This is a genomic window from Achromobacter sp. T5-5 (assembly GCF_055397965.1).
The window spans coordinates 3,390,678-3,412,313 of sequence record NZ_AP027919.1; the positions used below are offsets into that span (position 1 = coordinate 3,390,678).

The 21,636-nt window shown below is 65.1% G+C and carries 14 protein-coding genes; 6 read left to right on the forward strand and 8 right to left on the reverse strand.

Annotation, left to right across the window (positions count from 1 at the left end):
- Nucleotides 1–49 precede the first annotated feature (49 nt).
- The 7 genes from ACZ50Q_RS15415 to ACZ50Q_RS15445 all read right to left on the reverse strand — a co-directional run bounded on the left by ACZ50Q_RS15415 (nucleotide 50) and on the right by ACZ50Q_RS15445 (nucleotide 6,483).
- Nucleotides 50–751: an ABC transporter ATP-binding protein gene (locus ACZ50Q_RS15415; RefSeq protein WP_076520978.1), complete on the reverse strand. Its 702-nt coding sequence runs from the start codon at nucleotides 749–751 to the stop codon at nucleotides 50–52.
- Nucleotides 751–1,518, reverse strand: coding sequence for a high-affinity branched-chain amino acid ABC transporter ATP-binding protein LivG (livG, locus tag ACZ50Q_RS15420; protein ID WP_092575756.1), 768 nt, complete (start codon nucleotides 1,516–1,518; stop codon nucleotides 751–753). Before livG ends, ACZ50Q_RS15415 begins: the two co-directional genes overlap by 1 nt.
- Nucleotides 1,515–2,750, reverse strand: a complete 1,236-nt coding sequence (locus tag ACZ50Q_RS15425; RefSeq protein ID WP_175493063.1) for a high-affinity branched-chain amino acid ABC transporter permease LivM — start codon at nucleotides 2,748–2,750, stop codon at nucleotides 1,515–1,517. Before ACZ50Q_RS15425 ends, livG begins: the two co-directional genes overlap by 4 nt.
- Complete coding sequence (gene livH, locus ACZ50Q_RS15430; RefSeq protein WP_076520981.1) at nucleotides 2,750–3,676, reverse strand: high-affinity branched-chain amino acid ABC transporter permease LivH; 927 nt, start codon at nucleotides 3,674–3,676, stop codon at nucleotides 2,750–2,752. The genes ACZ50Q_RS15425 and livH overlap by 1 nt, the downstream gene beginning before the upstream one ends.
- A 191-nt stretch (nucleotides 3,677–3,867) precedes the next feature.
- Nucleotides 3,868–4,983, reverse strand: a complete 1,116-nt coding sequence (locus tag ACZ50Q_RS15435; protein ID WP_076520982.1) for a high-affinity branched-chain amino acid ABC transporter substrate-binding protein — start codon at nucleotides 4,981–4,983, stop codon at nucleotides 3,868–3,870.
- A gap of 604 nt (nucleotides 4,984–5,587) precedes the next feature.
- The gene (locus tag ACZ50Q_RS15440) at nucleotides 5,588–6,142 is read right to left on the reverse strand and encodes a queuosine precursor transporter (protein ID WP_092575751.1); all 555 of its coding nucleotides are present in this window, start codon (nucleotides 6,140–6,142) and stop codon (nucleotides 5,588–5,590) included.
- A complete protein-coding gene (locus tag ACZ50Q_RS15445) occupies nucleotides 6,139–6,483 on the reverse strand; it encodes a hypothetical protein (RefSeq protein WP_464078879.1) in 345 nt (114 codons plus the stop codon). The genes ACZ50Q_RS15440 and ACZ50Q_RS15445 overlap by 4 nt, the downstream gene beginning before the upstream one ends.
- 193 nt (nucleotides 6,484–6,676) lie before the next feature.
- Here ACZ50Q_RS15445 and ugpB point away from each other — a divergent pair, with 193 nt between their 5' ends.
- From ugpB to ACZ50Q_RS15465, 4 genes are all read left to right on the forward strand, one after another.
- The gene (gene ugpB / locus ACZ50Q_RS15450; protein ID WP_076520985.1) at nucleotides 6,677–7,990 is read left to right on the forward strand and encodes a sn-glycerol-3-phosphate ABC transporter substrate-binding protein UgpB; all 1,314 of its coding nucleotides are present in this window, start codon (nucleotides 6,677–6,679) and stop codon (nucleotides 7,988–7,990) included.
- 225 nt (nucleotides 7,991–8,215) lie between these two features.
- Nucleotides 8,216–9,097 (forward strand): sn-glycerol-3-phosphate ABC transporter permease UgpA, encoded by an 882-nt coding sequence (ugpA, locus tag ACZ50Q_RS15455; protein WP_092575745.1) that lies wholly within the window; start codon nucleotides 8,216–8,218, stop codon nucleotides 9,095–9,097.
- A 21-nt stretch (nucleotides 9,098–9,118) separates the two neighbouring features.
- Nucleotides 9,119–9,970 (forward strand): sn-glycerol-3-phosphate ABC transporter permease UgpE, encoded by an 852-nt coding sequence (gene ugpE, locus ACZ50Q_RS15460; protein WP_076520987.1) that lies wholly within the window; start codon nucleotides 9,119–9,121, stop codon nucleotides 9,968–9,970.
- A gap of 47 nt (nucleotides 9,971–10,017) precedes the next feature.
- Nucleotides 10,018–11,106, forward strand: coding sequence for a sn-glycerol-3-phosphate import ATP-binding protein UgpC (locus ACZ50Q_RS15465; RefSeq protein WP_076520988.1), 1,089 nt, complete (start codon nucleotides 10,018–10,020; stop codon nucleotides 11,104–11,106).
- A 143-nt stretch (nucleotides 11,107–11,249) separates the two neighbouring features.
- Here ACZ50Q_RS15465 and ACZ50Q_RS15470 read toward each other — a convergent pair whose 3' ends face one another.
- Nucleotides 11,250–12,377, reverse strand: a complete 1,128-nt coding sequence (locus ACZ50Q_RS15470) for a branched-chain amino acid ABC transporter substrate-binding protein (protein WP_092575742.1) — start codon at nucleotides 12,375–12,377, stop codon at nucleotides 11,250–11,252.
- Nucleotides 12,378–12,643: 266 nt separating this feature from the next.
- On the opposite strand from ACZ50Q_RS15470, the gene ACZ50Q_RS15475 reads away from it, so the two are divergent.
- Both ACZ50Q_RS15475 and ACZ50Q_RS15480 read left to right on the forward strand, forming a co-directional pair.
- Entirely contained in the window at nucleotides 12,644–13,237 is a 594-nt protein-coding gene (locus tag ACZ50Q_RS15475) for an RBBP9/YdeN family alpha/beta hydrolase (RefSeq protein ID WP_092575740.1), read from the forward strand.
- A gap of 787 nt (nucleotides 13,238–14,024) precedes the next feature.
- The gene (locus tag ACZ50Q_RS15480) at nucleotides 14,025–21,635 is read left to right on the forward strand and encodes an SDR family NAD(P)-dependent oxidoreductase (protein ID WP_464078880.1); all 7,611 of its coding nucleotides are present in this window, start codon (nucleotides 14,025–14,027) and stop codon (nucleotides 21,633–21,635) included.
- Nucleotide 21,636 lies beyond the last annotated feature (1 nt).

Consider the following 21,636-nt stretch of genomic DNA (forward strand, 5'->3'; position numbering starts at 1 on the left):
AAAAAAAGGCGCATCTTCCGATGCGCCTGCTTCCTTCGCGGGGAAGACGTCAACCGCCCAGATACGCCTTGCGGACCTGGTCGTTGACCAGCAAATTCGCGCCGGTGTCCTGCAACACCACGCGCCCGTTTTCCAGCACGTAGCCGCGGTCGGCCACGCCCAATGCCTTGTTCGCGTTCTGCTCGACCAGGAACACGGTCACGCCCTGTTCGCGGATCTCGCGGATGATGTCGAAGATCTGCGCAATGACCAGCGGCGCCAGGCCCAGCGTGGGCTCGTCGAGCAGCAACAGGCGCGGACGGGTCATCAGCGCACGGCCGATCGCCAGCATCTGCTGTTCGCCGCCCGACATCAGGCCCGCGCGCTGGCTGGCACGCTCTTTCAAGCGCGGAAACAGGCCATAGACATGGTCGATGCCCGCCTGGATCTCGTCGCGCTTGGCGAAAAAGCCCCCCATCATCAGGTTCTCGGCGACCGTCAGGTCCTTGAACACGCGCCGGCCTTCAGGCGAAATGGCGATGCCACTGCGCATGATGTGGTGCGTTTCCTTGTGGGTGATGTCCTCGCCCTCGAACGTGATCTTGCCCTCGCGGGCCCGGGGGTTGCCGCAGACCGTCATCAGCAGCGTCGTCTTGCCCGCGCCGTTGGCGCCGATCAGCGTGACGATCTCGCCCTTGTTGACTTCCACCGACACGCCATTGAGCGCCTGGATGGCGCCATAGTAGGTGTGTATGTTTTCCAGCTTGAGCATCATTCCTCCCCCAGATACGCCTTGATGACGCGCTCGTCGTTGCGCACCTGGTCGGGGGTGCCGGTCGTGATGGGCTTGCCATGTTCCATGACCAGGATGCGGTCCGAAATGCCCATGATCAGGCTCATGTCGTGTTCGATCAGCAGCACCGCGACGCCGAACTCGCGCCGCAACTGGTCGATCAGCGATTGCAGGTCCCGCTTTTCCTGGGGATTCAGGCCGGCCGCCGGTTCGTCCAGCATCAGCAGCCGCGGCTTGGTGATCATGCAGCGCGCAATCTCCAGGCGCCGCTGGTGGCCGTACGCCAGGTTGCCGGCTTCGCGGTTGGCGAACTCGCGCAGGCCCATGAAATCGAGCCATTGCGCCGCGCGCGACAGCGCCTCGGCTTCGGACTGCCGGTAGCCCTTGAGCTTGAGCAGGCCGGGCAGCAGCCGCGCCTCCACCTGCGTGTGCTGCGCGACCAGCAGGTTCTCCAGCACGGTGAGCTGCTTGAACAGGCGCACGTTCTGGAACGTGCGCACCAGGCCGTGGCGCGCCACCTTGTGGCTGGCCAGCCCAGTGATGGGCTTGCCGTCCATGATGATTTCGCCCGCCGTGGGCGCGTAGAACCCGCCCACGCAGTTGAACACGGTGGTCTTGCCGGCGCCGTTGGGGCCGATGATGGCGAACACCTCGTCGGACTTGACCTCGAAGGCCACGCTATCGACGGCCAGCAGGCCGCCGAACCGCATGGTCAGGCCGGATACTTTCAGCAATGCCTCGCTCATTTAGACAGCTCCACGTGGGGACGCTTCATGGGCAACAACCCCTGCGGACGCCACATCATCATCAACACCATCACCAGGCCGAACATCAGCATCCGGTACTCGGCGAACTCGCGCGCCAGCTCGGGCAGCACGGTCAGCAGGATGGCCGCAAGGATCACGCCCACCTGCGACCCCATGCCGCCCAGCACCACGATGGCCAGGATCAGCGCGGACTCGATGAAGGTGAAGGATTCCGGGTTGACCATGCCCTGGCGCGCGGCAAAGAACGCGCCGCCAAAGCCCGCGAACATGGCGCCCAGCGTGAACGCGGACAGCTTGATGCGCGTGGGGTTCAGGCCCAGCGAGCGGCAGGCGATCTCGTCCTCGCGCAGCGCCTCCCAGGCGCGGCCCACCGGCATGCGGATCAGGCGCGTGGACACGAACAGCGTCACCAGCGCCAGCAACAGCGCCATCATGTACAGGTAGATCACCAAGTCCTGGTTCTGGAACGTCAGCCCGAAGAAGTCATGGAACGTCTGGTCGCCCTCGGTGCTGGCGCGCCGCGTCATTTCCAGGCCGAAGAACGTGGGCTTGGGAATGCCGGAGATGCCGTCCGGGCCACCCGTCACCGTATTCAGGTTGATGAGCAGCAGGCGGATGATTTCGCCAAAGCCCAGCGTCACGATGGCCAGATAGTCGCCGCGCAGCCGCAGCACGGGAAAGCCCAGGACAAAGCCGAAGAGCGCGGACATTGCGCCCGCGAACGGCAGCGCCTCCCAGAAGCTCCAGCCGCCCCAGTGATACAGCAAGGCGTAGGTATAGGCGCCCACCGCATAAAAGCCCACGAACCCCAGGTCGAGCAGGCCGGCGAAACCGACCACGATGTTCAGGCCCAGGCCCAGCATGACGTAGATCAGCACCAGCGTGGCGATGTCGACCGAACTGCGGCCCGCGAAGAACGGCCAGATCACCGCGATGGCCAACAGCAGGAACATCAGCGGCTTGTGGGTCTTGGCGGGCGCCGCCGACAAGGTCGGCAGCCCGGTCTTGAGCTTTTGGAATGGAATGGCGATCCAGGGCCGCAGTAACTGGAATACGAACACCGCCGCGGCGGCAAGCGCCACCAGCGACCAGTTCGATTCCATGGAGGTGCGAGCCCCCTGCCGGATGAGCTGCAGGCCAAAGACCGGCGTGACGATGACCGCCGTCAACACGGCGGCCACGGTGGCGTTTTTGAGATTGTTGTTCGACATCAGACTTTTTCCACCTCAGGTTTGCCCAGCAGCCCGGTGGGACGGAACAGCAGAATCAGGACCAGCAGCGAGAACGCCACGATGTCCTTGTACTGTGACGAGATATAGGCGGCCGCGAAGGTTTCGGCCAGGCCCAGCAACACGCCGCCCAGCATGGCGCCGGGGATGCTGCCGATGCCGCCCAGCACCGCCGCCGTGAAGGCCTTGATGCCGGCCAGAAAGCCGATGAAGGGATTGAGCTTGCCGATGGTGATGGCGATCAGCACGCCGCCCACCGCCGCCAGGATCGCGCCCATCACGAACGTGAACGAGATCACGCGGTTGGTGTCGATGCCCAGCAGGTTGGCCATGTGCATGTCCTGCGAGCAGGCGCGCGACGCGCGTCCCATGCGGGAATACTTGATGAACAGCGTCAGCGCCACCATCAGCACCACCGTCACGACGATGATCATGATGCGCGAGTACGGCACCGTCACGTCGAAATCGGTACCCATCTGGAACTGCACGGCGCCGGACACCAGCGCGGGCACGGCCATGTCGCGTGCGCCCTGGCCGAGCGCCACCCAATTCTGCAGGAAGATCGACATGCCGATGGCGGAGATCAGCGCCACCAGGCGGGGGCTGCCGCGCACCGGCCGGTACGCAACGCGTTCGACCGAAAAACCGTAGATGCCGGTGACGGCGATGGCCACGAGCAGCATGGTGGCAATGATGAACGGCATGGGCAGGCCGCTGCCGGTGCCGATGGCCGTCAAAGTGACCAGGCCCACGTAGGCGCCGATCATGTAGATTTCGCCGTGGGCGAAGTTGATCATACCGATGATGCCGTAGACCATTGTGTAGCCGATGGCGATCAGCGCATAGATCGCTCCCAGGGACAATCCGTTGAAGAATTGCTGGGTAAGTTGGGGTATGAGGTCAGACATGATTCTCTTGCTCCAAATGGTTCCGGCCCCGGTAGTGAGACCCGGAGCCGGAAACCTGGGCGTATTTCATAAGGGCCTGTGATCGCCGCCTTGCCGGCCGCACAGCGCTTTTGGCGCATCGCTACGCGGATTACGGCAAGACGGAGACGACAGGCCCTACACGCCGGCAACGCGCCGGCGGGATCGCGTGTTTACAGCTGGGTCTTCTTTCCGTTCTTGTCCCACTTGTAGACGGCGAACTCGAAGTCCTTCAGGTCGCCCTTGGCATCGTATTCGACCTTGCCGATGCCGGTGTTGAAGGTGGTCTTGTGCATGTAGTCCGCGACCTTGGCCGGGTCTTCGCCAACGGCGTTGATGCTGTCGACAAGGATCTGGACCGCGGCGTAGGCCGGCATCTGGAAGGCGCCGTCCGGATCGCGCTTGGCGTCCTTGAAGGCCTTGACGATGGCTTCGTTGCCCGGCAGCTTGGTGAAGTCAGCCGGCAGCGTGACCAGCAGGCCATCGATGGCCGGGCCGGCGATGGCCACCAGATCCTGGTTGGCCGTGCCTTCCGGGCCCATGAACTGGACGGTCAGGCCCTGTTCACGCGACTGGCGCAGCAAGAGGCCCAGTTCGGGGTGGTAGCCGCCGAAATAGACCAGGTCCACGCCCGCGGACTTCAGTTTGGTGATGATGGCCGAGTAATCGCTGTCGCCGACGTTGATGCCTTCGAACAGCGCGACGTTGACGTTCTGCTTGGCAAGCGCGTCCTTGACCTGGGTGGCCACGCCCGAACCGTAGGTCTGCTTATCGTGCAGCACGGCGACCTTCTTGGGCTTGAGCGTCTTGGCGATGTAGTTGGCGGCGTACGGACCTTGCTGGTCGTCGCGGCCGATGGTGCGGAAGAAGAAGTGCGGCTTGATGGTGTCGGTGACCAGCGGCGACGTGGCGCCCGGGGTGATGCCGACGATGCCCTCTTCTTCATAGACCTTCACGGCGGCGACCGTCACGCCCGAGCACGCATGGGCCACGGCGAACTTGGCGCCGGAATTGACCACGCGGTTGGCCGCGGGCACGGCCTGCTTGGGTTCGCAGCCGTCGTCGATCAGGATGGGTTCGAGCTTCTTGCCCTTGACGCCGCCCTTGGCATTGATGGTCTCGATGGCGGTCAGCGCGCCGGCCTGGATCTGGTCGCCGTATTGGGTGTTGGGACCGGTCATGGGCTGGGGAATGCCGATCTTGATCGTATCGGCGGCGTGCGCGGCGCCAGCCAAGGCAAGTGCCCCAAGCGCCATGGCTACCGGGGTAAGGCGATTCAGAAACTTCATGCGGAGTTCTCCAGCGAGGTTTTGAGCGGCTCTGTCCAACACGGGTTATCGGGAGAGTACCCCTTTGTCCGCATTGCCCGTCGCCGGCTTCTTGGGCAAAAACACGGTGTGGGCGGTATTCTGAAAGCAAGCCGTCATACTGTCACTGCGTGTAATCCCCAATATTTTGTCAGGGCCTTTTATTCGGGACGGATAGCGGCCGCAAGTCCGTGAATTCGTTGGATAAATCGCAAAAATTCCTGCATCGATGACTGGTGAAAAAACGAGATTTATGCTTGCGTCTTCCGCTTGCGCCATGGGTGGACGAATAAATATACGTAGCTATACGTAGTTATACGCAGTAATTAATACGTCGTTTAATCTCGCATTTAAATACAGTACTTACGCGGGTCTTACACAGCTCTTACCAAGCTCTTCCGAAACCCTTGCACAACGATCGATTTGCAGGGCATCTGCGCGCCCTGTCAGTTCAATCCCGGCGAGCCTGATTAATGCACACGTTAATAATGCAATGCATTTGCCGCGCACAAATATAAAAACGCGCGCCCCGGCATGAAAACATGCCATGGGCGCGCGCATGAACGGCGCCAGACGATACGCGGGCCTAGGCGTTCGCAGGCCGAGCCAGATTCCACATCAGCGCGCGGAACGGCGCCAGCATGCTGATATTGACCGCCAGCTTGATCGCCAGGTCGCCCAGCATCCACGTCACCCAGGGCGCCCCGCTCGCCGCGAACGCCACGCTGAAGAACACCGCCGTGTCCAGGATCGCGCCCAGCACGCCCGAAGCCAGCGGCGCGCGCCACCAGCGCTGGTCGCGCAACCGGTCGAACACCTGGATGTCGACGAGCTGCGCACATAGATAGGCCAGGCCCGAGGCCAGCGCGATGCGCGGCGACGCCACCCAGACCGACACCACCAGCGCGGCCGCAAAGCCGAACCACACCACCCGGCGGGCCGCGGCCGGCCCGAACCGGCGATTCAGCACGTCGGTGACCAGGAACGCCACGGGATATGACAGCCCGCCCCAGGTCAGCCAATCATTGAGCGGCACCTGGACCAGGATGTTGGAGCCCACCACCACGGCCAGCATGCACAGCACCGAGACCCCGAACTGGGTACGGGTCATGGCGGGAAAGCGCGCAACGTCCGCGGTCATTTGCCCGCCCCCCCGGCCAGCGCCGTCCACGCCGCCACGCGGACCGCCAAAGTGTCGTCTTGCCGCGACTGACGCGCGCAAGCCACACCGTCTTCGATGTTCCGTGCAGTGACCGCGAACCTGCGCGCGCGCGAGCGCGCAAGCGCGCTGCCGCGGGCCGCGGCGGCAGCCCTGGCGGCGGCCGTCCAGGCGCTCCGGGCATCCTGGTTTATGTCAATGACATGACGGTCATCGGCGGCGCATACTCTGCCGGGCCGGCCCGCCGCCCGACGGGCCGGGGCGCCGCAGATGCCGCCGTTGCCGCCCTTGCCGATGAACGCAATCGAAAGTTCGTTTTTCATAGGCGGCGATTGTAATCGGTCGAATTCCCGGGCAAAGCGGATACAAAATGTTCGTTCGCGCCTGAAACGCGCAATTTGACAGGCGTTTGTAGGGATGTGAAAGTCACGGTTTTGTCACAAACAATTCATAAGGTGTCGTGTTTCATGCGGCCGGGCACCCCGTTCGCAACACGCCCAACTGGAGAACCCATTTATGCGATCCCACCGTATTGCCCTGACATTTGCCGCCATCATGACGGCTTTCGCCGGCGCTTCCGCGCATGCGGCCACCGAGATCCAGTTCTGGCATTCGATGGAAGGCGCCCTGGGCGACCGCGTCAATGGCCTGGTCGATGAATTCAACAAGAAGAACCCCGACTACCAGGTCAAGGCCATCTACAAGGGCAACTACGGTGAATCCATGAACGCCGGCATCGCCGCGTTCCGCGCCGGCAATGCCCCGGACATCCTGCAGGTCTTCGAAGTCGGCACCGCCACCATGATGTACGCCAAGGGCGCCATCAAGCCGGTGCAGCAGATGTCCGAAGAAGCCGGCAACCCGATCGACCCGAAGGAATTCATCGGCGCCGTGGCCGGTTACTACTCGTCGGCCGACGGCAAGCTGGTGTCGATGCCCTTCAACAGCTCGACCGTGGTCTTCTACTACAACAAGGACGCCTTCAAGAAGGCCGGCCTGGACGCCGACAATCCCCCCAAGACCTGGGAAGAGCTGGCCGCCGCCGGCCAGAAGCTGAAGGCCGCGGGCCAGGAATGCGGCTACACCACGTCCTGGCCGTCGTGGACCCAGCTCGAAACCTTCTCGGCCTGGCATAACGTGCCGTACGCCACCAAGGACAACGGCTTCGGCGGCCTGGATGCGCGCATCGCCATCAACACCCCGCTGCACGTGCGCCACCTGGAAAACCTCGCCAAGCTGGGCAAGGAAGGCATCTTCATGTACGGCGGCCGCGGCGACGAGCCCAACTCGCTCTTCATCAGCGGCAAGTGCGCCATGATCACCGGCTCGTCCGGCCTGCGCGCCAACATCGCCAAGAACGCCAAGTTCGAATTCGGCACCTCCACGCTGCCCTACTACGCCGACGTCAAGGGCGCGCCGCAGAACACCATCATCGGCGGCGCTTCGCTGTGGGTCTTCGCCAACAAGAAGCCCGAGGTCTACAAGGGCGTGACCGAATTCTTCAAGTTCCTGGCCAGCCCGGAAATCGCCGCCCGCTGGCACCAGCAGACCGGCTACGTGCCCGTCACCAAGGCCGCCTATGAGCTGACCAAGAAGGAAGGCTTCTACGACAAGAACCCGGGCACCGAGGTCGGCGTCAAGCAGCTCAACGTCGAAACCACCGCCCAATCGCGCGGCCTGCGCCTGGGCTTCCTGCCGCAGATCCGCGAAATCGAAGACGCCGAAATCGAACGCATCGTTTCGGGCAAGGTCTCGGCCAAGGACGGCGCCGAGAACATCGTCAAGCGCGGCAACGAGTTGCTGGAAAAGTTCGAGAAGAGTGTAAAGTAACGCCCTTTCGCGCGATCTGACCGCCGCCTTGTCAATCGGCATTTTCCATGTCGCGACAAGGACTTACGAGGCTTAAAGCCCTGGTTTTTTTAGGGCTTTAAGCCTATCGTGTTTTTATGAGTGCCGGTGCTTTTCGGGCTCCGGGCGCCTCGCGCGGCACGCGCGCTGGCGGTTTCAGGCGGCGGTTATTCCAACCGCCGCTTTTCTGTACCTTGGGTTCCCCCTATGGAAAAACGCGTTGTATTCGGGCACAAGACCTTGCCCTATCTGCTGCTACTGCCGCAGTTGATCATTACCGTGGTGTTCTTCTTCCTGCCCGCCGGACAAGCCATGTGGCAGTCCATGCGCCTTGAAGACCCCTTCGGCCTTTCCTCGCAGTTCGTTGGCCTGGACAACTTCGTCGAACTGTTCTCGCAACAGAGCTACCTCGATTCCTTCCGCGTCACCGCCGTGTTTTCGGTGCTGGTGGCCGGCGTCGGCCTTGGCGTGTCCCTGGTGCTGGCCGTGATGGCCGACCGCGTGATCCGCGGCGCCGGACTCTACAAGACCCTGCTCATCTGGCCCTACGCCGTCGCGCCCGCCGTGGTCGGCGTGCTGTGGCTGTTTCTGTTCTCGCCTTCCGTCGGCATCCTGGCCGTGGCCCTGCGCAAGTCGGGCGTGGACTGGAACCCTCGTCTGGACGGCAACCAGGCCATGATCCTGGTGATCATCGCGGCCGTCTGGAAGCAGGTCTCCTACAACTTCCTGTTCTTCCTGGCCGGCCTGCAATCGATTCCGCGCTCGCTGATCGAAGCCGCCGCGATCGACGGCGCCAGCCCGGCGCGCCGCTTCTGGACCATCGTCTTCCCGCTGCTGTCGCCCACCACGTTCTTCCTGCTGGTGGTCAACATCATCTACGCCTTCTTCGATACCTTCGCCGTGATCGACACGACGACGCAAGGCGGCCCGGGCACGGCGACCTCGATCCTGGTCTACAAGGTGTACAGCGACGGCTTCCGCGGCCTGGACCTCGGTTCGTCCGCCGCCCAGTCCGTCGTCCTGATGTTCATTGTGGTTGCCTTGACGGTCGTGCAGTTCCGCTACGTCGACCGCAAAGTGCAGTATTGATTTTGTCCGAGGCTGATAACAATGGTTGAACGCCGTCCCTGGCTGGATATTCTGGCCCACGTCATTCTGCTTTGCGGCGTGGCGATGGTGGCATTTCCGCTCTACGTCACTTTCGTCGCGTCCACCCAGACCGCGCAGGAAGTCGCTCAGGCGCCGATGTCCCTGATCCCCGGTCCGCACTTCGTGGACAACTACATGAAAGCCCTGTTCGGCGGATCGTCCGGCGGTTCGTCGGGCGCGCCCGTCGGCCGCATGATGTACGTGAGCCTGATCATGGCGCTGGCGATCTCGCTCGGCAAGATCGCCATCTCGCTGCTGTCGGCATTCGCGGTCGTGTACTTCCGCTTTCCCGGCCGCATGTTCTTTTTCTGGATGATTTTCGTCACGCTGATGCTGCCGGTCGAAGTCCGCATCGCGCCCACCTACAAGGTCGTGGCCGATCTGGGGCTGCTCAACAGCTACGCGGGCCTGACGCTGCCGCTCATCGCGTCGGCCACGGCGACGTTCCTGTTCCGCCAGTTCTTCCTGACGGTGCCGGACGAGCTGATCGAGGCCGCGCGCATCGACGGCGCGGGGCCCGTGCGGTTCTTCCGCGACGTGCTGCTGCCGCTGTCCAAGACCAGCATCGCCGCCCTGTTCGTGATCCAGTTCATCTACGGCTGGAACCAATACCTGTGGCCGCTGCTCGTCACCACCCAGGAAGACATGTACCCCGTCGTCATCGGCATCAAGCGGATGATCAGCGGCGGCGACAGCGTGACCGAATGGAACATCACCATGGCCACCGCCATGCTCGCCATGATCCCGCCGGCGCTGGTCGTCATCCTGATGCAGAAATGGTTCGTCAAGGGCTTGGTCGACACTGAGAAATGACCCCCACGCCGCGCCCATCCGAACACGACTCCGAACACGAATAACTCATGGCTACTCTCAGCTTCCGCAACGTCAAGAAAACCTATGCCGGCAACGTGCCGGTCATCCATGGCATCGACATGGACGTCAAGGACGGTGAATTCATCGTCATCGTCGGCCCGTCGGGCTGCGGCAAATCCACGCTGATGCGCATGGTCGCCGGCCTGGAGACCGTCACCAGCGGCGAAATCGTCATCGATGACAAGGTGGTCAACACCCTGGAACCGGCCGAACGCGACATCGCAATGGTGTTCCAGAACTACGCGCTCTACCCGCACATGACCGTGTTCGAGAACATGGCGTACGGCTTGAAGATCCGCAAGTTCTCCAAGGACGAGATCAAAAAGCGCGTCGACATCGCCGCGCAGATCCTCGAACTGGGCCACCTGCTGGACCGCCGTCCGCGCGCCCTCTCGGGCGGCCAGCGCCAGCGCGTCGCCATGGGCCGCGCCATCGTGCGCGAACCCAAGGTGTTCCTGTTCGACGAGCCGCTGTCCAACCTGGACGCCAAGCTGCGCGTGGCGATGCGCCTCGAAATCATGAAGCTGCATCGCCGCCTGGGCACCACCAGCCTGTACGTCACGCACGACCAGGTCGAGGCCATGACGCTGGCGCATCGCATGATCGTCATGTACCAGGGCGTGCCCGAGCAGATCGGCACCCCCATGGAAGTCTTCGAAAAGCCCGCCTCCACGTTCGTGGCCGGCTTCATCGGCTCGCCCCCGATGAACCTCATGGAAGTGCAGGTGGCCGGCGACGGCACGGTCAAGACGGCCGACGGCAACGATCTCGAAATCTCGCCGCTGCAGGTGCCTTCGCAGGTGCGCGGCCGCAAGGTCATCATGGGCATGCGTCCCGAGCACATGCTGCTCAATACGCAGGGCATTCCCGCCGAAGTCGAAATGGTCGAAACCCTGGGCTCGGAACAGCTCGTCCACTGCCGCTGCGGCAAGAGCACGCTGGTGGTGCGCTGCACGACGCGCCAGTTGTCCGAGTCGTCCGCTAAGGTCGGCGCCCGCGTCAATGTCGGCCCCGACGGCCGCCATCCCCTGCACTGGTTCGAGGCCGACACGGGCCGCCGCGTGCAAGGCTTGTAAGCCGGCAGCGAGACGCCGCGCTTCTTTGCCGCACAAAAAAACCGGGCCGCAAGCGAAACGCTTGCAGCCCGGTTTTTTTTCGGGCGCCAGGCAGGCGCCGCCCGTGCACGGGACGGGCCCCGCAGGACCCGTCGCGCCGCGGTTTACTTGTAGACGGTCTTGGAGCCGTCCTTGTGCCAGACGAACACGTCGAACTGGAAGTTCGTCAGGTCGCCCTGCTTGTTCCACGACACCTTGCCGATCGGCGTGTCGAAGGTGTTCGAATGCAGGTACTTCGCGACCTTGGTGGGATCGTCCGAGCCCGCGCCCTTGATGCCGTCCGCGATGAGCTGGGTGGCCGTGTAGGCGGTCATCTGGAACGCGCCGCCGGCATTGCGCTTCTTGGCTTCAAACGCCTTCACGATGTCGGCGTTGGCGGCGTTCTGGGTAAAGTCCGCCGGCAGCGTCAGCAGCATGCCTTCGACGGCGTCGCCCGCGATGGCATTGATGTCCGGGTTGCCGGTGCCTTCCGGCCCCATCCACTTGGCCTTCACGCCCTGCTCGGCCGACTGGCGCAGCAGCAGCCCCATCTCGGGGTGATAGCCGCCGTAATAGACGAAGTCCACGCCCTGGCTCTTGAGCTTGGTGATGACCGCCGAATAGTCGCTGTCGCCGGCATTGATGCCTTCGAAGACGGCAACGGTCACGCCGCCCTTCTCGAGGTCGTTCTTGACCGCGGTGGCGATGCCCTGGCCATACGACTGCTTGTCGTGCAGCACGGCGACCTTCTTGGGCTTGATCTTTTCGAGGATGAACTTGGCGGCGGCGGGGCCTTGCTGGTCGTCGCGCCCGATGGTGCGGAAGATGAACTCGTAGTTCTTGCCGTCGGTCACGGCCGGCGACGTGGCGGACGGGGTGATCATCACCACGCCTTCGTTGTTGTAGATGTCGGCAGCGGCGATCGTCGCGCCCGAGCACACGTGGCCCACCACGAAACCGATCTTGCTGTTGACCACGCGGTTGGCGGCGACGGGACCCTGCTTGGGCTCGCAGCCGTCGTCGATTACGACGGTTTCCAGCTTCTTGCCATTGACGCCGCCGGCGGCATTGATGCGCTCGACCGCGGTGTCGACCCCTTCACGGACCATATCGCCATACTGCGTGACCGCGCCGGTGGTGGGGCCGACGACGCCGATCTTGATGGTCTGGGCGTGCGCGGCCGCGCCAAACGCCAAACCAGCGGCGACGCCCAGCGCTGCGATGACCGGGGTCAGACGGAATACTGGCTTCATGAGTGGACTCCTCGAATGACTTGTAATCGTTGATCCGTCAACGAGCGGACGGCCGGATATCGTTGATGTCGCGCCCGTGACAGTGCATTTGCACGGCAAGCATACACTGAAATATCGCGGCTTTTGGCCGGTTCCGGGGCGGTTTTGCCGCCGTTCCGTATTGCGCCGCGGCATCGCCGCCGCGCCCCGCTTTATTCCGAACGCCGTATATGCAAAAGACGATTAATTCGTTTGAGTTACTAAAGCGCGGCGGCATCATGTGCCGCATGAGACTCCAACCGATAATCGTCCCGGGCTGGAAAAACTCCGGTCCCGATCACTGGCAATCCCGTTGGCAGGCCGTCATGCCCCATGCCCGGCGCATCGAGCAGCACGATTGGGACAACCCGTGCGCCGCCGATTGGATTTCCAGCCTGACCGCCAGCGTCGACGAAGCACGCAGCCCGGTACTGCTCATCGCGCACAGCCTCGGCTGCCTGATCAGCGCCGCCCTGCCCGTGCCGCTTCGGGCCAAGGTCGCCGGCGCGCTGCTCGTCGCGCCCGCGGACGTCGAACGTCCCGACACCCCGCCATGCCTGCGCGGCTTCGCCCCGGTTCCCCGCCAGCCCCTGCCGTTCCAGAGCGTGGTGGTCGCCAGCGATAACGATCCCTACTGCTCGCTGGACCGCGCCATGGCTTTCGCGGCCGACTGGGGCAGCCGCATCGTCGTCATCCCGGGCGCCGGCCACCTCAATGCGGACAGCGGCCTTGCCGACTGGCCGCAAGGATTGAAACTGCTGGGCGCCCTGCGGCGAAGAGCCTCCTGGCGTATCCCCCCGCCCCCCAAACGCATCCCGCCCATTCCGGTGTACGGACTGTAAGCGATTCTCCCGGCGTCATGCATGCCACGCGACGGCGTCGCCCAGCCGCCGCCAGGCCATACGCACCCCAGCGCCCTCGCGCTGACTGGGGCAATTTCGCCACGCAATTGCATACGATTACACATTTATTCGCAGATACCCTGCAAATCGAAACTGCGCTTCGATATTCGTTAATAAACGCTAGCGATTATCTTTATTCGGCCAAATGAAATGTCCGAATCTGGGCATCATTGAAGTGATTTGTCGAATTTTGCGCCAATGCAGTTACAAGTAGTTGTTATGCTGGCGCCCGCATTGACCGCGTAGAAGCGAATTTGCTGCTATTGCAGGCCCAATCCGGGCGATTACCGCGCTCGCAGCAGAACCCGATTCGGTCGAATTCGATACATATAGTAAAATCGCCTCCTATTTATCCAAATGTCACGGCGTCCGGGCCGCAACACTACCCCGCTTTGCTTGGTATTTAGGTGCGAGCGGCGCAGTCCATACCCCGGCGCAAGACCAGCATCAAAAAATGAATCAGCAGAGCATTACCCTCGCGCCCCGGCTACGGCGCAACTCCCCGCTCCACGGCGACTCCACGCTGCTACCGCATTCCGGACTGGATCGTCCCGTCATCCCCGGCTGAACGGCCCGCGATTGACTGTCGTCGTGGGCTTTCGCCTTTCCGCCAGCCGAGGCGCGCATGACGCGCGCCCCCTGATCGGCGCCCCTGCGATCCCCGTATCCGCTCCACCGCCATTGCTTACTCACCCGCCGCCGCGCTGCGGGGCTTGAAGGACTTCGCATGCGTAAACGCGTCGCCATCATCGGACTTTCGTTCCGGTTTCCCAGCACCACCAATGACAGCTATTGGCCGGCCCTCCTGGAAGGCCGCGATCTGGTGACCCGTGTCGAAAAAGACCGCTGGTCGGCCGACGCCTACCTGCATCCCGCGAAGGACCATCCCGGCACCGCCTACACGTTTGCCGCCGGCTCCATCGGCGACGTTTCCGGATTCGACGCGGCGTTTTTCGGCATTTCTCCGCGCGAAGCCGCACTCATGGATCCTCAGCAGCGGCTGTTGCTGGAAATGAGCTGGGAAGCGCTGGAGCACGCCGGCATCCCGTCTTCCACCCTGCGCGGCTCCGACTGCGGCGTCTACATCGGCATCGCCAGCAGCGACTACGCCTATCGCCTGGCCGAGGACCTGGGGGCCGTCGACGCGTCGATGGCCACCGGCAACACCGCCAGCATCGCCGCAAACCGCCTGTCCTATTTCTTAGACCTGCGTGGTCCCAGCATCGCCATGGACACCGCGTGCTCGTCCTCGCTGGTCGCCTTTCACCAGGCGTGCCGGGCCATCCTGTCGGGCGAATGCACGCAGGCCTTGGCGGGCGGCGTCAGCCTGCACCTGCATCCCTACGGATTCATCACCTTCTCCAAGGCGTCCATGCTGTCCCCGCGCGGCCGCTGCAACGTCTTTGACGCCTCCGGCGACGGCTATGTCCGCTCCGAAGGCGGCGGCATGTTCCTGCTGAAGGATTACGACCAGGCGGTCGCCGACGGCGACAACATCCTGGCGGTGGTGGCAGGCACGGCCGTCAACACCGACGGCCGAAAATCCGGCCTGACCGTGCCCAGCGTCGAGGCCCAGGCCGCGCTGATGCGCCAGGTCTACGAACAGGCCGGCATTGCCCCGTCCGAAATCGACTACCTGGAAGCCCACGGCACCGGCACGGCCGTCGGCGATCCCATCGAAACCCGCGCCATCGGCCTGGCCCTGGCTCAGCAGCGAGACAAGGGAGCCCCCCTGCCGATCGGTTCGGTGAAAAGCAACCTGGGCCACCTGGAGGCGGCCTCCGGGGTCGCCGGGCTGGTCAAGGCGCTGCACGTCCTGCAGCACCGCGAGGTGCCCGCCACCATCGGCATCAAAACCCTCAACCCCAAGATCGAGTTCCAGAACTGGAACCTGGACGTCGTCACGCAGAACCGCAAACTGCGTCCCACCGGAAAGCTGGTGGTCGGGGTCAACTCGTTTGGCTTTGGCGGCGCCAACGCGCACGTCATCCTGGAAAGCGCGCCGCCGCGCAGCCCCGCCGCCGAAGGCAAGATCGTCAAGACCGCCCCGATCCCCGTGCTGGTATCGGGCAAGTCCGTACCCGCCTTGAAAGCCGCGGCCGGCCAGATGGCCGGGGTCCTGCGCGGACAGCCCGCAAGGTTGCTGTACAACGCCGCCTACCATGCGGCCATGCGGCGCGATTGGCACGGCGAACGCGCCGTCGTGTTCGGCACGCAGTGCGATACGGTCGCCGAAGCCCTCCAGCAATTCGCCGACAGCGGCGATCCCAAGGCGGGCGTGGTGACCGGCAGCGCGCTGGCGCACGCGCGCGGCCCGGTGTTCGTCTACTCCGGCAACGGGTCGCAATGGGCCAACATGGGACGCCGCCTGCTGGCCGACCCGGTGTTTGCCACCGCGATCGACGACGTGGACGCGCAATTCGCGCAGTACGCCGACTTCTCGCTGCGCGCGGAACTGGCCGGCGAAAATGGCGATCATCGCTACCAGCGCACCGAATTTGCCCAGCCCGCCCTGTTTGCGCTGCAGGTCGGCATCACCCGGATGCTGGCGCAGCGCGGCGTCGTCCCGGTGGCCGTCATCGGCCACAGCGTCGGTGAAGTCGCGGCCGCCTGGGCTTGCGGCGCCCTGACGCTGCCCGATGCGGTTCGCGTCATCTTCCAGCGCAGCCGCCTTCAAGGGCAGACCAAGGGCCTGGGCCGCATGACCGCCGTGGGCATCAGCGGCGAGCAGGCGCTTGCCCTGATCGCCGAGCATGGACTGGCCCAGCGCGTATGCGTGGCGGGCTTCAACAGCAGCCGCGGCGCCACGGTGGCGGGCGCGCCCGACTCCCTGGCCGTGCTTGAGGCCGCGCTGGCGGAACAATCCGTGTTCTACCGCCGCCTGGACCTGGACTACGCTTTTCACAGCCCCGCGATGGACGCCATCGAGGCAGGCATCCGCGAATCGCTCGCCGACATCCGGCCGCGCACGAGCGACGTTCCGTTCTATTCCACCGTCACGGGCACACCGCTCGACGGGGCCGCACTGAATGCCGCCTATTGGTGGCGCAACGTGCGCGAGGCCGTTCGATTCGAACAGTCCGCCAATCAACTGGCCGCCGACGGCAACAACATCTACGTCGAAATCGGCCCGCACCCCGTGCTGCGTTCGTACCTGAACGACACGCTCAAGACGGCCGACATGCCGGGCAGCGTGCTGAGTACCGCCACGCGTGGCGCCGACGATCCGGAGAAGATCTGGGGCGCCGCCGGACAGGTCATCGTGGCCGGCGGCCAGCTCGACATGGCCTCGCTCTTTCCGTGGGCCGCGCCCGCGGTGGATCTGCCGACCTACCCCTGGCAACGCGAACGCCATTGGCACCCGACCACGCCGGAATCGCTCGGCCTGCTTACGCGCCGCCTGGTGCACCCCCTGCTGGGCTACGCCATGCATCAGCATGAGCACACCTGGGAAAACCAGCTCGACACACACTCGCACCCCTTGCTGGCCGACCACGTCGTCGGCGACGCCGTGGTGTTTCCGGCCACCGGCTTTGCCGAGGTCGCACTGGCCGCCGCGCTGCGCTGGCAAGGTGGCAGCGCCGACTGCGCCGAATTCGAAGAGCTGGAGATCCACAGTCCGCTGCTGCTCGGCGCCGCCCCCAGCAAGGTGCTGCGCATGCAGCTCGACAACAGCGACGGCCGCTTCCGCATCAACGCCAAGGACATCGGCAGCACCGAGCCGTGGGTCAGGCACGCCAGCGGCCGCCTGTTGCGCGAACCCCGCCTGGCTCGCCTGACGCAGCCCGCGCTGACCCTGCCGGCGCGCGCGCCCGACTTCACTCGCGAAAGCCACAACGCGCTGACGTGCGCGGTGGGCCTGGACTACGGTCCGGCCTTCCAGGCCGTCAAGCATGGCTGGATGGAATCCGAGACCAGCGTGCTGGCCGTGCTGGAGGCCGACGCCTGCCTGGACGCCGAGCTGGACGCCACGCACTTGCACCCCGCCCTGCTGGACTGTGCCTTCCAGCTCATCATCCAGTTGCTCAAGAAAGACGCGGCCATGGGCCAGGGCATCGCCTATGTGCCGTCCAAGATCGGGCGCCTGAGCCTGCGCGCCAAGGCTGGCCAGCCGACCGCCGCGCGCGTGCGGCTGGAGCGCCGCGCCCCGCATTCGCTCACGGCCACCTTCGAGCTGTACAACGCCCAGGGCGAGCAGATCGCCGCCGTGGAACAAGCGCGCTTCCGAAGCATCCGCTTGCGCAAGGCGGCGGCCGACCACCTGAGCTTTCTGGACACGGTCGCCGTTCCGCGTCCGCATGCCCCCTTTGGCGCCAACCCGATCGACCACGGCGCCTTGCGCACGGCGCTCGCCAAGGCGATCGACCAATGCAGGACGGGCGGAGCGCATGCCCGCTACGCGGAAGAAGTCGACCCGCTGCTGGAAAGCCTGTGCGACAGCTTCGCGTTGGACGCCCTGCGCGCCCTTGCCCCGGACGGACGGCAGATTCCGCAGGCCCTGCTGGCTGACATGGGCCGACGCACGCCCGGCGCCGCGCCGCTGCTGCAATATCTCGTGGACAGGCTGTCCGCTGCCGGCCATGCCGACGCGCAGGCGTCGGGCATCGCCGTATCCGCCGCCCCCGATGCCGACAGCGGCGCGACCGATATCTGGAACACCTTGCTGCGCGAGTACCCGGACTACGCGCAGATCGTCCACGCCGTCGGCCGCATCGGCCTGCACTTGCCCGCGCTGCTGCGCGGCGAGGCGTCGGTGGAAGAAATCTGCCCGCGCGCGACTTCCCCGGCCACCATCACCCGCAGCCTGCTTGGCACGGCCAGCGGCCAGACCCTGGGCATCGCCCTGCGCAACGTGCTGGAAGCCGCTCAGGCGGCGCGCCTGCCGGGGCAGCGCCTTGCCGTGATGGAGATCGGCCAGGCCACGCCGCTGTTCAACTTCAGCTGCTGCGATGCGCTCGACTTCGACGTGGCGGACTACACCTACGCGTCGACCGACGCGGACGCCCTGGATCACGTCGCCGCCCAACAGGCCGAGCGCTATCCCCACGCCCGCACCGAAAGCATTACCGAGAACGGCGCCGCGCCCGTCGCGCGCCACGACCTGGTCATCTTCCACTGCGACTTCAACACCCTGGACGCCGCCCGCAACGCGCTCCGGCACGCCCGCGGCAGCCTGCGCGATGGCGGCCTGCTGCTGTTCTGCGGCGCGCACCCGGCCGCCTGGGCCGACTTCGTCTTCGGCGCGCGTGCGCAGTGGTGGCAGCGCGGCGAGCACGGCGAACGGCTTTCCACCCAGCAGCCCGCGGCCTTCTGGCAAGAGGAATTGCAGGGCTTGGGCCTGCAATGCGCAGACGTGCTCGATTTTGCCCAGGCCCCGGCAACCGGCGCCTATGTCCTGACCGCCCGCCTGAATGCCGACGCCTGCGCCGAACCCGCCGCGGTCGCGGCCGAGCCGGCGCGTTGGCTGATTCTTGGCGACAAGAACCCCGAGCATGGCTTGAACCTTGCGCATTCGCTCAAGGACGCCCTGGCCGCCGCGGGCCACAAGGTCCGGCTGGAAGCCAATGTCGCACCCCAGGCCCTTGACGCCCTGCTGGCCGGCGACGCCTCGGGTCCGGTGCAGCACATCGTGCACCTGGACGGCCTCGCCTGGGCCGACGCGCACGAGACGCCCGACGAACTGCTCGCCAAGCAGACGCGCCGCTGCGCCGTGGCTGCCGCCGCCATCCAGGCGTGCGAACGCACGCAAGTGCCCGCCACCCTGTGGCTCATCACCGCCGACGCCGCGCAGTACCTGCGCCAAGCGCCGCAAACCGCGGGCATGCACGCCCTGAACGACGCCTCGCTGTGGGGCTACGGCCGCACCCTGGCCAATGAAGCATCCAATTTCCGCGTCCGCATGGTCGACCTGCCGCTGGCCATGGCGGGCCAGATGGCCAACGCCCTGACGCGCGAACTGACGACCCCGGACAACGAGGACGAAATCCTTCTTGCACCGGGCGGCGAGCGCTATGCCCCCCGCATGCGCATCACCCCACGCCCTGCGCTCGCCCAGCCATCCGAAGGCCAGGCCGTGCGCCTGGGCTTCGAATTCCCGGGCCAGTTGCGCAACCTGCGCTGGGAATCCTGCGCGGCGCCCGCCCCGGTCAACGACGAGCTCGAAGTGCGCATCGAAGCCACCGGCTTGAACTTCCGCGACGTCATGTACGCGCTGGGCCTGCTGTCCGACGAAGCCATCGAAAACGGCTTCGCCGGTCCCACCCTGGGCCTGGAATTCTCCGGCACGATTACCCGCGTCGGCCCCGACGCAGGCGGCTACCAGGTGGGCGACGCTGTCGTCGGCTTCGGCCCCGCCAGCTTCGGTGACCGCGTGCTGACGCGGCCCAATGCCATCTCCCACATCCCCGACGGCTTTTCGTTCGAAGCCGCGGCCACGATCCCCAGCACCTTCTTCACCGTCTATTACGCGCTGCACCACCTGGCGCGCGTCGAAGAAGGCGAGAAAATCCTGATCCACGGCGCCGCGGGCGGTGTCGGCATTGCCGCCATCCAATTCGCCCAATGTCTCGGCGCCGAGATCTACGCCACGGCCGGTTCCGACGAAAAGCGCGATCTGCTGCGCCTCTTGGGCGTGCAGCACATCTACGATTCGCGCTCGCTGTCCTACGCCGACGAAATCCTCGCCGACACCGGCGGACGCGGCGTCGACGTCGTGCTGAACTCGCTGGCGGGCGAAGCCATCAACCGCAATCTGCGCGTGCTCAAGCCTTTCGGCCGCTTCCTGGAACTGGGCAAGCGCGATTTCTACGAGAACACCCGCATCGGATTGCGTCCGTTCCGCAACAACATCAGCTACTTCGGCATCGACGCCGACCAGTTGATGAACGAGCGGCCCGACCTGACCCAGCGCCTGTTCGGGCAAATGATGGACCTGTTCCGCCAGGGCGCGCTGCATCCGCTGCCGTATGCCGTCTTCGACGCCAACGACATCGTCGACGCCTTCCGCTACATGCAGCAGGCCCGCCAGATCGGCAAAATCGTCGTCACCTATCGCAATGGCATCAGCGGCGTCCATCACCCACACGCCCGGACGGCACCCGGCCTCGCCCTGCCCGCCGAAGCGACCTACCTCGTCACCGGCGGCCTTGGCGGCTTTGGCCTGCGCACCGCGCAATGGCTGGCTGACCGCGGCGCGCGCAACCTGATCCTCATCAGCCGCAGCGGGCCCGCCACCGAGTCGGCCCAAGCCGCCATCTCCGCGTTCGAAGCCCGCGGCGTACGCGTCCACGCCGCCGCCTGCGACGTCACCGACCGCGCGGCGCTCGCGCGCCTGTTGCAGGAAACGGCGCAAACACTGCCGCCCCTCAAGGGCGTAGTCCACGCCGCCGTCGTCATCGACGACGGACTGGCGCGCAACGCCACCTCGGAACAGATCCAGCGCACACTGGCCGCGAAAGTGCTCGGGGCCCAACACCTGCACGAGCTCACCCGCACGCAGGCCTTGGACCTCTTCATCTGCTATTCGTCAGCCACCACGCTGTTCGGCAACCCCGGCCAAAGCAACTATGTCGCCGCCAACGCCTGGCTGGAACGCCTGGCCGCGCAACGCCGCGCCGAAGGCCTGCCCGCCACCTGCGTGCGCTGGGGCGCCATCGATGACGTCGGCTTCCTTGCTCGCAACGAAAAAATCAAGAACGCCCTCCAAAGCCGCATGGGCGGCGGCGCCCTGGCCTCCCAGGTCGCGCTGGACGCGTTGGACGCCATGCTGGCGGCAGACGCGTCCGGCCTGGGCGTGCTGGAGCTGGATTGGCGCGCCCTCAGCCGCTTCCTGCCCTCCGCCGGCCTGCCCAAATTCTCCGACATCGCCCGCCACGCCGGCGATGCCGCAGACGACGAGACCGGCTCGGACGACATCGCCCACCTGATCGCCACCCTGGACGACGAGGCCCTGCACGACCGCTTCGTCGAAATGCTCCAGGCCGAGATCGGCGAAATCCTGCGCGTCGCACCCGACAAGATCGAACCCACCCGCTCGGTCTACGACCTGGGCCTGGACTCGCTCATGGGCGTGGAACTGGTCGTCGCGCTTGAAAACCGCTTCGGCATCCGCCTGCCCGTCATGGCGCTCAACGAAAGCCCCACCCCCGCCAAGCTCGCCCAGAAGCTCGTCGTGCTGCTGCGCGACGAACACGACAGCGCCGACGACGACACCGTCGCCGCCAGCGTGCAGCAAGTCGTCGCGAGCCACGCCGCGGAGGTCACCTCCATCTCGGTCTCGGAGTTCGTCGACGAGCTCAAGCTCAACGGCAGCTTCTCCAAGCAACGCATGATCCAGTAGA